13 protein-coding genes are annotated in these 13,559 nt (G+C 66.3%); 7 read left to right on the forward strand and 6 right to left on the reverse strand.

Translation table 11 applies throughout. From position 1 onward, the window contains the following. Positions 1-26: 26 nt before the first annotated feature. The 6 genes from prmA to BCEP18194_RS08565 all read right to left on the reverse strand — a co-directional run bounded on the left by prmA (position 27) and on the right by BCEP18194_RS08565 (position 4,771). Positions 27-929: a 50S ribosomal protein L11 methyltransferase gene (prmA, locus tag BCEP18194_RS08540; protein WP_011350877.1), complete on the reverse strand. Its 903-nt coding sequence runs from the start codon at positions 927-929 to the stop codon at positions 27-29. A 2-nt stretch (positions 930-931) separates the two neighbouring features. Then, positions 932-2,299, reverse strand: a complete 1,368-nt coding sequence (accC, locus tag BCEP18194_RS08545; RefSeq protein WP_011350878.1) for an acetyl-CoA carboxylase biotin carboxylase subunit — start codon at positions 2,297-2,299, stop codon at positions 932-934. A gap of 84 nt (positions 2,300-2,383) precedes the next feature. Next, complete coding sequence (gene accB, locus BCEP18194_RS08550) at positions 2,384-2,854, reverse strand: acetyl-CoA carboxylase biotin carboxyl carrier protein (RefSeq protein ID WP_011350879.1); 471 nt, start codon at positions 2,852-2,854, stop codon at positions 2,384-2,386. Positions 2,855-2,920: 66 nt separating this feature from the next. Then, on the reverse strand, positions 2,921-3,373 hold the full coding sequence (aroQ, locus tag BCEP18194_RS08555) for a type II 3-dehydroquinate dehydratase (RefSeq protein ID WP_011350880.1): 453 nt from the start codon (positions 3,371-3,373) through the stop codon (positions 2,921-2,923). 194 nt (positions 3,374-3,567) lie between these two features. Next, entirely contained in the window at positions 3,568-4,119 is a 552-nt protein-coding gene (locus tag BCEP18194_RS08560) for a TlpA family protein disulfide reductase (RefSeq protein ID WP_011350881.1), read from the reverse strand. Positions 4,120-4,126: 7 nt separating this feature from the next. Then, positions 4,127-4,771, reverse strand: coding sequence for a hypothetical protein (locus tag BCEP18194_RS08565; RefSeq protein WP_011350882.1), 645 nt, complete (start codon positions 4,769-4,771; stop codon positions 4,127-4,129). 42 nt (positions 4,772-4,813) lie between these two features. Here BCEP18194_RS08565 and mpl point away from each other — a divergent pair, with 42 nt between their 5' ends. The 7 genes from mpl to BCEP18194_RS08600 all read left to right on the forward strand — a co-directional run bounded on the left by mpl (position 4,814) and on the right by BCEP18194_RS08600 (position 13,282). Then, positions 4,814-6,403, forward strand: a complete 1,590-nt coding sequence (gene mpl, locus BCEP18194_RS08570) for a UDP-N-acetylmuramate:L-alanyl-gamma-D-glutamyl-meso-diaminopimelate ligase (RefSeq protein ID WP_244272918.1) — start codon at positions 4,814-4,816, stop codon at positions 6,401-6,403. After that, positions 6,400-6,969 carry a YqiA/YcfP family alpha/beta fold hydrolase gene (locus BCEP18194_RS08575; RefSeq protein WP_011350884.1) on the forward strand — a complete coding sequence of 190 codons (570 nt, stop codon included), beginning with the start codon at positions 6,400-6,402 and terminating at the stop codon, positions 6,967-6,969. The genes mpl and BCEP18194_RS08575 overlap by 4 nt, the downstream gene beginning before the upstream one ends. An 80-nt stretch (positions 6,970-7,049) precedes the next feature. Further along, complete coding sequence (locus BCEP18194_RS08580) at positions 7,050-9,137, forward strand: ribonuclease catalytic domain-containing protein (RefSeq protein WP_011350885.1); 2,088 nt, start codon at positions 7,050-7,052, stop codon at positions 9,135-9,137. After that, positions 9,134-10,000 carry a shikimate dehydrogenase gene (gene aroE, locus BCEP18194_RS08585; protein ID WP_011350886.1) on the forward strand — a complete coding sequence of 289 codons (867 nt, stop codon included), beginning with the start codon at positions 9,134-9,136 and terminating at the stop codon, positions 9,998-10,000. The genes BCEP18194_RS08580 and aroE overlap by 4 nt, the downstream gene beginning before the upstream one ends. Before the next feature lie 14 nt (positions 10,001-10,014). Beyond that, complete coding sequence (gene mtgA / locus BCEP18194_RS08590) at positions 10,015-10,752, forward strand: monofunctional biosynthetic peptidoglycan transglycosylase (RefSeq protein WP_011350887.1); 738 nt, start codon at positions 10,015-10,017, stop codon at positions 10,750-10,752. Between the two features lie 440 nt (positions 10,753-11,192). Beyond that, positions 11,193-12,803, forward strand: coding sequence for a S10 family peptidase (locus tag BCEP18194_RS08595; protein ID WP_011350888.1), 1,611 nt, complete (start codon positions 11,193-11,195; stop codon positions 12,801-12,803). Positions 12,804-12,883: 80 nt separating this feature from the next. Further along, on the forward strand, positions 12,884-13,282 hold the full coding sequence (locus BCEP18194_RS08600) for an EF-hand domain-containing protein (RefSeq protein ID WP_011350889.1): 399 nt from the start codon (positions 12,884-12,886) through the stop codon (positions 13,280-13,282). Positions 13,283-13,559 lie beyond the last annotated feature (277 nt).

Raw genomic sequence — 13,559 nt, forward strand, 5'->3', positions numbered from 1 at the left:
TGGCCAGAGTGAAGGACAGCGCTATTCTAATGGCTTTCGCGTCGGGTTCCGGCGAGGCATACCCAACCTTCGTGCTCACGCCAGACCGAGATGTCGACGTAGCGTGCGTAGACGGCCGCCACTTCGTCCGCCTGGCGCGCGAGCACGCCCGACAGCGCGATGCGCCCACCCGGCTTGACCTTCGATGCGAGCATCGACGCCATCAGCTTCAGCGGATTCGACAGGATGTTCGCGACGACGATGTCGAATTCGCCGTCCGGGCACGCATCGGGCAGCCCGTACGTGACATCCGCATGGTTGCGTTCGCTGTTCTGCCGCGCCGATTCGACCGCCTGCGGATCGATGTCGATGCCGATGACGGGGTTCGCCCCGCATTTCTTCGCGAGGATCGCGAGAATGCCCGAGCCGCAGCCGTAGTCGAGCACCGACTGGCCCGGCTTCACCGACTGCTCGAGCCATTCCATGCACAGGCGCGTGGTCGGGTGGCTGCCGGTGCCGAATGCGAGGCCCGGATCGAGTTCGAGGATGAGCGCATCGGGATCGGGCGCATCGTGCCACGACGGCACGACCCAGATCCGCTCGCCGATCGGGATCGGCTCGAACTGCGATTGCGTGAGCCGCACCCAGTCCTGTTCCTCGACTTCGCGGACGGTGAACGCCGGCGTCTCGGCGACGCCGATCTCGTTCGCGGCAGCCGCGAGGAGCACGGCCGGCTCATGGTCGGCCGCGAGCAGCGCGACCACGCGCGAGTGCTGCCACGCGGTGCGGTCGGGCACGAGGCCCGGCTCGCCGAAGAGCGGCTGTTCGTCGGGCGTGTCGGCGTCGGCGTCTTCCACGGACACCGACAGCGCGCCGAGTTCGAGCAGCGCGTCGGACAGTGCCTCCGCATGCTCACGGGCCAGTTCGACGACGAGTTCGCGATAGCTCATGCTTACGCTTCTTCCGGTGCGACCTGCTGCTTCTGGGCGAGCCGGTTTTCGAGGTAGTGGATGCTGGTGCCGCCTTCGACGAACTTCGAATCGATCATCAGCTCGCGGTGCAGCGGGATGTTGGTCTGAATGCCTTCGACGACCATTTCCGACAGCGCGATGCGCATCCGGCTGATTGCCTGCTCGCGCGTCGCGCCGTAGGTGATCAGCTTGCCGATCATCGAATCATAGTTCGGCGGCACGAAATAGCCATTGTAGGCGTGCGAATCGACGCGCACGCCAGGACCGCCCGGCGTATGCCACGACGTGATCCGGCCCGGCGACGGCGTGAACTTGAACGGATCTTCTGCGTTGATCCGGCATTCGATCGCATGTCCGCGGAATTCAATGTCGCGCTGGCGCAGCGTGAGCTTCTCGCCGGCCGCGATGCGGATCTGTTCCTGCACGATGTCGACGCCCGTGATCAGCTCCGATACCGGGTGCTCGACCTGCACGCGCGTGTTCATCTCGATGAAGTAGAACTCGTTGTTCTCGTACAGGAATTCGAACGTGCCCGCGCCGAGGTAGCCCATCTTCTTGCAGGCGTCCGCGCAGCGGTCGCCGATGCGGTCGATCAGGCGGCGCGGAATGCCGGGTGCCGGCGCTTCCTCGATCACCTTCTGGTGGCGGCGCTGCATCGAGCAATCGCGCTCGCCGAGCCAGATCGCGTTCTTGTACGCGTCGGACAGCACCTGGATTTCGATGTGGCGCGGGTTCTCGAGGAACTTCTCCATGTACACCTGCGGGTTGCCGAACGCACGGCCGGCTTCCTCGCGGGTCATGTTGACCGCGTTGACGAGCGCGGCCTCGGTGTGCACGACGCGCATCCCGCGCCCGCCACCGCCGCCTGCCGCCTTGATGATGACCGGATAGCCGATCGCGCGCGCAATCTTGACGATCTCTTTCGGATCGTCCGGCAACGCGCCTTCCGAGCCCGGTACGCAAGGCACGCCGGTCTTGATCATCGTCTGCTTCGCGGTGACCTTGTCACCCATCATGCGGATCGTTTCCGGGCGCGGGCCGATGAACGTGAAGCCCGACTGCTCGACGCGTTCCGCGAAATCGGCATTCTCCGACAGGAAGCCGTAGCCGGGGTGGATCGCCTCGGCATCGGTGACTTCCGCGGCGCTGATCAGCGCCGGCATGTTCAGGTAGCTCAGGTTCGACTGGGCCGGGCCGATACAGACGGCTTCGTCCGCGAGGCGGACGTACTTGGCTTCCTTGTCGGCTTCCGAGTAGACGACCACCGTCTTGACGCCGAGCTCGCGGCACGCACGCTGGATGCGCAGCGCGATTTCACCGCGATTGGCAATGAGGATTTTTTCAAACATAGCGAGTATTCGTCTCTTCGAGGGGCGCGCGAACGGCGCCTGGCGGGCATCGGCGGCGCGCGGCCCGGAGGCCGCGCGGCGGACTTAGCCGATCACGAAAAGCGGCTGACCGTATTCGACGGCCTGGCCGTTCTCGACGAGGATTTCCTTGATCACGCCGGCCTTGTCCGACTCGATCTCGTTGAGCAGCTTCATCGCTTCGATGATGCAGATCGTCTGGCCCTCCTTGACCGTGTCGCCCACCTGGACGAACGGGTCCGCGCCCGGCGACGGTGCGCGATAGAACGTGCCGACCATCGGCGACGTCACGACGTGGCCCTGCGGGACCGCCGGAGCGGCTGCGCCGCCTGCGGCCGGCGCGGCAGCGCCTTCGGTCGGCAGCGCGACCGGAGCGGGCGCGCTGACTTGCGGGGCATACCCAGCCGTCGGCTGCACGTAGACCGGCGGCGCGTTCTTGACGATGCGCACCTTGCCTTCGCCTTCCGTCACTTCCAGCTCGGAGATGCCGGATTCGGAAACGAGGTCGATCAGAGTTTTCAGCTTACGAAGATCCATCGGGAATTCCCCTTTCAATACGTGAAAGCGCCGGTTAGGGGCCGGCGCTGAATCTAGATCGCGAAATCAGCCGCGCGACGTGCCTTGCAGCTTGTCCAGCGCGTACTCGAGCGCGTACAGATAACCTTTCCAGCCGAGCCCGCAGATCACGCCTTCGGCCTGGTCGGAAAAGTAGGAGTGGTGCCTGAACGCTTCGCGGCGATGCACGTTCGACAAGTGAACCTCGACGAACGGGATGCCAACGCCGGCGATCGCGTCCCGGATCGCGACGCTCGTGTGCGTATACGCGGCCGGATTGATCAGGATGAAATCGGTCTGTTCCTCCCGCGCGGCCTGAATGCGGTCGACCAGTGCACCTTCATGGTTGCTCTGGAACGACGACAGTTCGGCGCCGGCTTCCCGGGCGCGCGCGGCAAGCGCCTGATCGATCTGTGCGAGCGTGACGCGGCCGTACACCTCCGGTTCCCGGGTGCCGAGAAGGTTCAGGTTGGGGCCGTGCAGCACCAGCAATCGTGTCATGGTCGCTTCTATTTCTGCGGAATTGCGCGAACTTTAGCGCTATTTAGAGAAATTTGTCTAGTTTTGCCGAACGGCCAAGCGCGCCGGACCCGCAAGAATTACCGGCACTCAGGCAAAGTATCGGCGAATTCACGCGAAATTGCGGCGATCCACGGGCAAATCGCCGCCAACGTGCGGGCCGCCGTTCGGGCAGGTTACAGCGCGTCGAGCGTCTTTTTCAGCTCGGCCGGTTGGATTTGTCCCAATTTTGTCTCGCGAATCTTGCCGGTTTCGTCGATGACGACCGTAAACGGCAACGCGCCGGCGGTATTTCCGAAATTACGGGCCAGATCGGCGCCCGCATATCCGCTGATGAATACCGGATAGTCGACCTTCACCTTCTGCAGAAAGTTCTTCACGTTCTGTTCGGAATCGACGCCGATCCCGATGAAACGGATGCCCTTCTGTTTGTACTGATGCGACAGCGCGACGAGCTCCGGCATCTCCTCGACGCACGGGCCGCACCATGACGCCCAGAAATTGACGACGACCTTCTGGCCCTTGAAGGCGGACAGCGTGGCCGGCTTGCCGTCGGTGCCCGTCAGCGACGCCGCCCACAACTGTTCGACCGGGCTGCCGTGCGCGGCGGGCGCGGCGACGGCGACACCGTCATCGGTGGTGCCACGGAACAAATGGCCGGCGGCGAGCCCGCCGGCAACGGCGGCGGCCGCGACGACCGCGAGCGCCAACATGCGTTTCATCATCATCGTTGAATCATTCCGGTTCGGAAGGGGCCTTGCCTGCTTCGACGAGCGCGCGCAGCGCGGCGGCATCCGCGCGGGCGACCCGGCCGCGCGCGTCGGCCTTGACCGCGCCGCGCAGGTCGTCGCTCGCATAGAGCGCGAGGTGGATGCCGATCGCATCGACGTCGCGTCGCGGGCGCCACAGGAAACTGAGCGTCTCGACGTCGGCGCGACCCGCGAAGTGCCGCGTCTCGGATACGTCGTACTGGACGTTCTGGTTCAGCAGGTAGATCGAGACGTCCTTCGGGTTGTCGGTGAATGCCTGCAAATGGATATCCGAATGCGCGTTCGCGGTGCCGTTCAGCACGGCGCCCGTCACATAAGGATGGAACTCGGCGAGCCGGCGCATCCAGTCGAGCGCGACTTCGCGCAGGCGGCGCAGTTCGTCCGGCTGCGTGTCGCTCTGGAACAGGGCGAGAAACTCGCGCAGTTCTTCCTCGATCAGGTCGTTATCCGGCAGCCATTCGCCGGCAACGCGCGTATCGCCCAACAACTGGCGCGCGGCCTTGCGTTTCGCGCTGGCATAGTCCAGGCCGTCCTCCGCGATCAGGCGTGCGGCGGACTGGGCGATTTCCTCGCGGACGCGCCGCGGGTCGAGAAGGGTTTTGCGAGACATGATCCGGCAATCATACTCGATCGCCGCAGCGCCCGAGCACGGGTGCGGCGGCCTGCCGCCCGCAGTGCAGGCGCCGTTTGCGCGCAGCGTTCGGGCCGCCGGGCACGGCAGGCCGTCAGTTACAATACTGTTCTTTGTGTCGCGGCAAAAGCCGTTGGCCGGGCGCCGGCCGCACGGCCCGTCCGCCGCGCCGCACACGCATCCTTTCCGAATCGACGGCGCCCGGCGGCGCGAAAGCATTCATCTATGCACATCCACATTCTTGGCATCTGCGGCACCTTCATGGGCGGTCTCGCCGTACTCGCGCGCGAGGCGGGCCACACGGTGACGGGTTGCGACGCGGGCGTCTATCCGCCGATGAGCACGCAGCTCGAGGCGCAGGGCATCACGCTGATCGAGGGCTACGGCGCCGAGCAGATCGACCTGAAACCGGACCTGTTCGTGATCGGCAACGTCGTCACGCGCGGCAATCCGCTGATGGAAGCAATCCTGGATCGCGGCCTGCCGTACGTGTCGGGCCCGCAGTGGCTCGGCGAGCACGTGCTGGCCGGCAAATGGGTGCTCGCGGTCGCGGGCACGCACGGCAAGACCACCACGTCGTCGATGCTTGCGTGGCTGCTGGAAGACTCGGGCCTGAATCCGGGCTTCCTGATCGGCGGCGTGCCGCTGAACTTCGGCGTGTCGGCGCGGCTCACCGATTCGAGCTTCTTCGTGATCGAGGCCGACGAATACGATACGGCGTTCTTCGACAAGCGCTCGAAGTTCGTCCACTATCGGCCGCGCACCGCGGTGCTGAACAATCTCGAATTCGATCACGCCGACATCTTCCCGGATCTCGCCGCGATCGAGACGCAATTCCACCATCTCGTCCGTACCGTGCCCGGTGTCGGCCGGATCGTCACGAACGGCCGCTCGGACGCGCTCGAGCGCGTGCTGGCGCGCGGTTGCTGGAGCGAGGTCGAGCGGTTCGGCGTCGACGGCGGCTGGCAGGCGCTGCCGGCCGAGGACGGTGTGCCGGTCGACGAGCGCTTCGCGGTGTATTCGCACGCGGAACGTGTCGGTGAAGTTACGTGGCAAGTACAGGGCGATCACAACCGGATGAACGCGCTCGCGGCGATCGCGGCTGCGCGCCACGTCGGTGTGCCGCCCGCGCAGGCGGCCGAATCCCTCGCGTCGTTCCGCAACGTGAAGCGCCGGATGGAAGTGCGCGGCAGCGTGGACGGCGTGACCGTCTACGACGACTTCGCGCACCATCCGACCGCGATCGAAACCACGATCGCCGGCCTTCGTGCACGCATCGGCAGCGAGAATGCTCGCATCCTCGCCGTGCTCGAGCCGCGTTCGAACACGATGAAGCTCGGCGTGATGAAGTCGCAATTGCCGGCGAGCCTGGCCGATGCCGATCTCGTGTTCGGCTACGGCGCGCCGACCGGGCGCGACGCGCTCGGCTGGAACCTGGCCGAGGCGCTGGCGCCGCTGGGCGAGAAGGCGCACGCATTCGACGATCTGCACCTGCTGGTGAAGTCCGTCGTCGCAGCCGCGCGCCCGGGCGACCACGTGCTCGTGATGAGCAACGGCGGCTTCGGCGGCGTGCACCAGAAGCTGCTCGATGCGCTCGGGAGCCGCACGTGATCCTGTACCTGCACGGCTTCCGGTCGTCGCCGGAATCGCAGAAGTCGCGCCAGCTCGCCGCGCGCATGGCCGAGCTCGGCCGCACCGACGAGTGGCGGTGCCCGTCGCTGTCGGTGTCGCCGCTCGAAGCGATCGCGGTCGCGGAAGCCGAAGTGGCCGGCGCGCGCGACGTGACCGTCATCGGCAGCTCGCTCGGCGGCTATTACGCCACGTGGCTGGCCGAAAAGCACGGCTGGAAGGCCGTGCTGCTGAATCCGGCGATCGTGCCGCAGCGCGATCTCGAGCAGCATCTCGGCGAACAACCGCTGTACCACGGCGGCGGCACGATCGTCGTCGAGCGCCGTCACCTGCATGAGCTCGATGCGCTGCGCGTGCCGGCGATCACGCGTGCCGAACGCTACTATCTGTTCGCGGCGACCGGTGACGAAGTGCTCGATTACCGCGAGATGCTCGCGCATTACCCGGGCGCGAAGACGCGCGTGATCGAAGGCAGCGATCACGGGATCAGCGAATTTGCCGACTATGTCGACGACGTTCTCGCTTTTTGCGACGGAAAGACGTCTTAAACCGGCCATGTGCCGATCGAATTCCCATCATCATGCGGCGCCGCCGACGTGGCGCCCGGCAGTCTGAACGAGAGTACTGAGTGAACGTTTTCTTCGAGGAATCGGGCAGTTTCAAGGCGGGCAGCGTGCTGTCGCGCCAGGGCGACGCGTTTCAGGTCGAGTTGCCCGGCGGGCGGCGGGCGAAGGTGCGCGCGAAAGACGTGCTGATCGAATTCGACAAGCCGGCCGCAAGCGAGCTGATGCAGGAGGCCGACTCGGCCGCGCAGCAGATCGATCTGGACTTCCTGTGGGAATGCGCGCCGGCCGACGAGTTCGCGTACACGGCGCTGGCCGCGGAATACTTCGGCGCGACGTACGGCCCGGTCGAGCGCGCGGCGCTGGTGTTGCGACTGCACGGCTCGCCCGTCTACTTCCGCCGCAAGGGGCGCGGCCAGTACCAGCGCGCGCCGGAAGAGCAGCTCAAGATGGCGCTCGCGTCGCTCGAGCGCAAGCGCCAGCAGGCGCTCGTCCAGGTGCAGTATGAAGAGGAACTGAAGGCCGGCAAGCTGCCGGAAGCGTTCGCGGGCAAGGTGCTCGGGCTGCTGACGCGGCCGGACAAGAACGCGATCGAATACAAGGCGATGGAAGCGGCGGCCGGTGCGCGCGGCGTGTCGCCTGCGCGGCTGATGCTCGACTGCGGCGGCATCGCGTCGCCGCGTGCGCTGCACGAGGCGCGCTTCCTCGCCGAATTCTTCCCGCACGGCACGGGCTTTCCGGCCGTCACGGTCGGCGCGCTGCCGGACGACCTGCCGCGTGCGGACGTCCAGGCGTTCTCGATCGACGACATCACGACGACCGAAATCGACGACGCGTTCTCGGTCGAGCACCTGGCCGACGGCCGCGTGCGGATCGGCGTGCACATCGCGGCACCGGCGCTCGGCATCGTGCGCGGCGACTCGGTCGACGCGATCGCGCGTACGCGCCTGTCGACCGTGTACATGCCGGGCGACAAGATCACGATGCTGCCGGACGACGTTGTCGACGTGTTCACGCTGAAAGAGGGCGACTACCGCCCGGCACTGTCGCTGTACATCATCGTCAACCGCGAAACCCAGGAGATCGTCGCGAACGAGACGCGCGCCGAGCTCGTGTTCGTGAAGAACAACCTGCGCCACAACCACCTCGACGAGCTCGTCAACGAAGAGACGCTCGCAGCCGGCACCGGCGACTATCCGCACAAGGACGACATCGCCGTGCTGTGGCCGCTCGCGCAGGCGCTGTTCGAGAAGCGCCAGGTCGCGCGCGCGGGCTACGGCCTGAAGCGCGAGGTGCAGCGCAACACCGACTACAACTTCTATGTCGAAGGCGAGCACGTGTCGATCACGCCGCGCCGTCGCGGGTCGCCGCTCGACCTGATCGTGTCGGAGCTCGCGATCCTCGCGAACTCGACCTGGGGCGCGTTCCTGCACGACCACACGGTGCCGGGCATCTACCGCTCGCAGCGCGGCTTCGGCGCGCCGGGCCCGAAGCGCACGCGGATGCAGACGACGGCCGCGCCGCACGAAGGCCTCGGCGTCGCGCAGTATGCGTGGAGCACGTCGCCGCTGCGCCGTTACGTTGACCTCGTGAACCAGTGGCAATTGCTCGCCTGCGTGCAGCATGGCGTCACCGCGAAGCTCGCCGCGCCGTTCAAGCCGAAGGACGCCGACCTGTACGCGGTCGTGCAGGGCTTCGACGACACCTACACGGCCTACGCCGACTATCAGCGCCGGATGGAATATTTCTGGTGCCTGCGCTGGCTCGCGCAGGAGCAGAAGAAGCAGGTCGTCGCGAGCGTCGTGAAGGGCGATCTGGTGCGCCTCGAGGAAATTCCGCTGCTGCTGCACGTGCCGGGGCTCGGCGTGCATGCGCGCGGCACGCGCGTGCTGCTCGACGTGATGTCGCTCGACGAGCTGACGATCGAGGCATCGGTGCGGTTGCTGAACGTGCTCGACGCGCCGACCGTGACGAGCGGCGATGCTGCCGAGGAAGAAGATGACGCCGAAGGCGGCGACGACACGCTGATCGACGCCGAAGACGCGACGGCCGAAACCGAAGCCGAAGCGCTGGCGGAAGCGGACGGCGCGACGGCCGGTGAAGGCGGCGAAGCCGCGAACGGTAACGCCAGCGAAGAGGGGCGCGCATCATGACCGCGGCTGCGTCGACGAGCGGCGCCGACCGCTATGTAGTGTTCGGCAACCCGGTGGCGCACAGCAAGTCGCCATTCATCCACGCGCAGTTCGCCGCGCAGACGGGCGAGCCGGTCGAGTACACGCACCGGCTTGCGCCGGTCGACGGTTTCGACGCGGCCGTGCGCGCGTTCGTCGCCGAAGGTGGTCGCGGTGCGAACGTGACGGTGCCGTTCAAGCTCGAAGCGCATGCGCTCGCCGACACGCTGTCGCCGCGCGCGGCAGCGGCGGGCGCCGTGAATACGCTGCGCATCGATGTCGATGGCCGCATCCACGGCGACAACACCGACGGTGTCGGCCTCGTGCGCGACATCGAAGCGAATCTCGGCGTGTCGCTGGCGGGCGCCCGCATCCTGCTGCTCGGCGCGGGTGGCGCGGCGCGCGGGGTCGTGCTGCCGCTGCTCGACCGCGCGCCGCTGTCGATCACGATCGTGAACCGTACCGCGAGCAAGGCCGAGGCACTCGTCGGCCAGTTCATGCAGGCCGCGCACGACGCGGGCTGCACGCTCGCGGGCGGCGGCCCCGATGTCGTGCGCGCGGAGCGGTACGACGTGGTGATCAACGCGACGGCCGGCAGCCTCGATGCCGCGCTGCCGGAGTGTGATGCGGCGGCATTCGGCGCAGGCACGCTCGCGTACGACATGATGTACGGCGCGCAGCCGACGGTGTTCATGCAGCACGCGGCGTCGCTCGGCGCGCGCACGGCCGACGGGCTCGGGATGCTCGTCGAGCAGGCGGCCGAATCGTTCTTCATCTGGCGCGGCGTGCGGCCGGACGGCGCACCGGTGCTGGCCGCGCTGCGCCAGGCGCTCGCGGCGAGCTGAACGGAGCGCGGCTCGTGGTGGCGGTGAGCGGCACGCAGCACACGCGGACGGTGAGCCCGACCCGCTGGATCGTCTATGCGGGATCGGTGTTCGCGGGCGCGTGGCTCGCGACGCAACTGTTCTATCTCGCGCAGATCGCGCTGTGGTCGTTCGTGAACCCGGGCTCGACCGCATTCATGCGCACCGACGCGTGGTGGCTGTCGCGCGACAAGCCGCCCGCGCAGATTCAGCATCAATGGGTGCCGTACGACCAGATCTCGCGCAACCTGAAGCGCGCGCTGATCGCGTCCGAAGACTCGACCTTCGCGACCAACAACGGCTACGACGTCGACGCGATCCTGCAGGCGTGGGAGAAGAACAAGGCGCGCGGCCGGATCGTCGCGGGCGGCTCGACGATCACGCAGCAGCTCGCGCGCAACCTGTTCCTGTCGCGCGAGAAGAGCTACATCCGCAAGGGGCAGGAGCTCATCATCACGTGGATGCTCGAAACGGTGCTCGACAAGGAGCGGATCTTCGAGATCTACCTGAATTCCGTCGAGTGGGGACGCGGCGTGTACGGCGCCGAGGCGGCCGCACGCTATTACTACCGGATTCCCGCAAGCCGGCTCGGCGCGTGGCAGTCGGCGCGTCTCGCGGTCATGCTGCCGAAGCCGCGCTGGTTCGACGCGCATCGCGGCTCGGCCTACCAGGCGCAGCGCGCGGCGGTCATCGCTCGCCGGATGGGTGCGGCCGAGCTGCCGCAATCGGAGTGAACGGCGGCGCGCTCGCGCCGTCGCATTGACCGTTTCGCCACCCGTGCGCCGCTCGCGCGTCGTTTGTGCGATGCAGCGCATTCGTGTCGCGCGCATTTCGGGCCACATCCTTTAGACGAATCCGTCTATTTCGTTTTGCTGAGCAATACCGGGTGTCGTGCGACTTTGTTAGCCGATATGGCACGAAATTCGGAGTTTTTTAGTATTTCCGGGTAAACGAGAAAGCCGATGAAAGGCGCGTGAAATGCAACGTTTCGCGAACCGAAGCATTCCTGAAAGGTGTGCGCTGCACCGGCCGCCAGCCAAATATTTCAAAATTTTTCAAAGCTGACGGGCTCGCGTATATTGGCCAGCGCCTCGGCTTATCGGCCGCAATCGAGGCGGGGGGCGGCTTATCCGGCTGCTCGACACAAAAAACATCCGAGAGAAGGAAAGCAACGATGCCAGCGAGCAAAGCGAAGCTGTTGTTGGGAGTGGTGTTTTCTTCGCTGATTCTGACGGCCTGCAACGACGACGTGACATCGTCCTCTGCTGCCAGCGCCGACAATTCAGCCGATCCCGCCAGTCAGGTGGACAGGGCGTACAACGATCCGAACAGTTATTCGTCGAGCGCGAACGCGTCGCTCGACGCCTCCGCCGCGGTTGAAAAGGCCGCCGTCACGCATCACCAGATCACACTCAACGGCAAGACGATCCGCTACACGGCCACGGCCGGCCACCTCGTCGCGCGCAATCCGCAGACCGGCGCGCCCGAAGCATCGTTCTTCTACGTCGCCTATACGGCCGACAACCAGCCCGCGGCGAAGCGGCCCGTCACGTTCCTGTACAACGGCGGCCCCGGCTCGGCCTCGGTGTGGCTGCATCTCGGCTCGTTCGGCCCGCGCCGGATCCAGACGGGCGACCCGAACGCGAACACGTCGACGTTCCCGTTCGTCGACAACCAGGAAAGCCTGCTCGACACGACCGACCTCGTGTTCGTCGATGCGATCGGCACCGGCTTCTCCGAAGCGGTCGCGCCGAACACGAACCAGACGTTCTGGGGCGTCGACCAGGACGGCGGTGCGTTCCGCGATTTCGTGACGCGCTACATCGCCGTGAACCAGCGCAACGATTCGCCGAAATACCTGTTCGGCGAGTCGTACGGCACGCCGCGCACCGACGTGCTCGCGAACCTGCTCGAGACGGCCGGCGTGAAGCTCGCCGGCATCGTGCTGCAGTCGTCGATCCTGAACTACAACGTGAACTGCGACATGGCGAGCGACTACATCGGCAACTCGAACAACGGGTCGAGCCCGGTGAGTTGCGCGGGCTTCGTGCCGTCGTATGGCACCGTCGGCGCGTACTACCAGCTCGACAACCCGAACCCGTCGAGCCTGCCGCAGTATGCGGACCAGATGCGCCTGCTGACGGCCGGCAGCTACGCGCCTGCCGTGAACGCGTACCTCGCGAGCCATACGCCGCCCCCGCCGTCCCTCGTCACGACGATGGTGAATTCGACCGGCGTGAAGCAGTCGCTGTGGAATGCGAACTTCAACGTGATCCCGACCTTCTTCGACAACAGCTTCCAGTTGTCGCTGATCCCGGGCACGCTGATCGGCCGCTACGACGCGCGCGTGAACGTGCCGGTGTCGAGCCCGCTGGCATCCGGCGGCGACCCGTCGAGCACGTACATCACGCAGCCGTTCACCGACACGATCGGCAAGTACCTGCCGAACGAGCTGAAGTACACCGCGCAGTCGTCGTATTCGTTGAGCAGCAATGCGATCAACACGTGGGACTGGACGCACGACGGCCTCGCGATGCCGGACACGATCCCCGATCTCGCTGCGGCGCTGTCGCTGAATCCGCAACTGAAGGTGTTGTCGCTGAACGGGTATCACGACATCGCGACGCCGTTCTACCAGACCGAGCTCGATCTCGCGCGGCTCGGGACGCAACCGAACCTGACGATCAAGGACTATCAGGGCGGACACATGGTCTATCTCGACGATACGTCGCGTCCGCAGGAGAAAGCGGACCTCGTGACCTTCTACAACGCGGCCGCGCACTGATGCTGCGCCAGGCAGGCGACGCGCGCCCGCGGTGGCGCCGCGCCTGCCGTCGACGACCTCATTCCAGACTGGAGCCTGATATGAAGAATCGTTTCATCGTCGTTGCCGCGGCGCTCGCCTGTGTCGGCGCCGCAGCATCCGTATCCGCGTTCGCGCAGGCAAGCGACGCCGCCGCACCGGTGCGTGCGCGCCAGGCGCAGCTCGGCGATCCGTACGTGCCGCCGGCCGCGCGCAAGCCGACCGCCGGCACGCAGACGACGGGCGCCGCGTTGCATGCGCAGGTGGTGCGCAAGCTCGCGCAGCAGTTCAGCGCAGCCGACGCGCAGAACACGGGTTCGATCACCGAATCGCAGGCCCGCGCGGCCGGCCTCGGCTATGTCGCGAACCACTTCCGCCAGATCGACTCGGGCGGCAACGGCCGCGTGTCGTTCGCGGACGTCCAGCGCTACATGCAGGCACGCAGCACGAGCCAGCAGTAAGCGCGGCGCGCGGTGAACAAACGGGGGCGGAACCTGCTGCACGGCGGGTTCCGCCCCCGTGTACATGAAGCCGCCGTTTCGTCGCGTACACGGCGGATTCGTGCCGGATTCTCATTATCTGGGCAACGCATTCAAATATTGGAGACGAGTGCGTGCGCTCCTACAATCCGAAGCACATCGACAGCTTCGGACCCACGCATCGCGCGGCGCCCGACGCACACGGAGACACCTTCCATGACGTTCGCCGGGCGCTTTATTCGGTGCATCGACCGCCGCC

The organism is Burkholderia lata (assembly GCF_000012945.1).
GTDB classification, from domain to species: Bacteria; Pseudomonadota; Gammaproteobacteria; order Burkholderiales; family Burkholderiaceae; genus Burkholderia; species Burkholderia lata.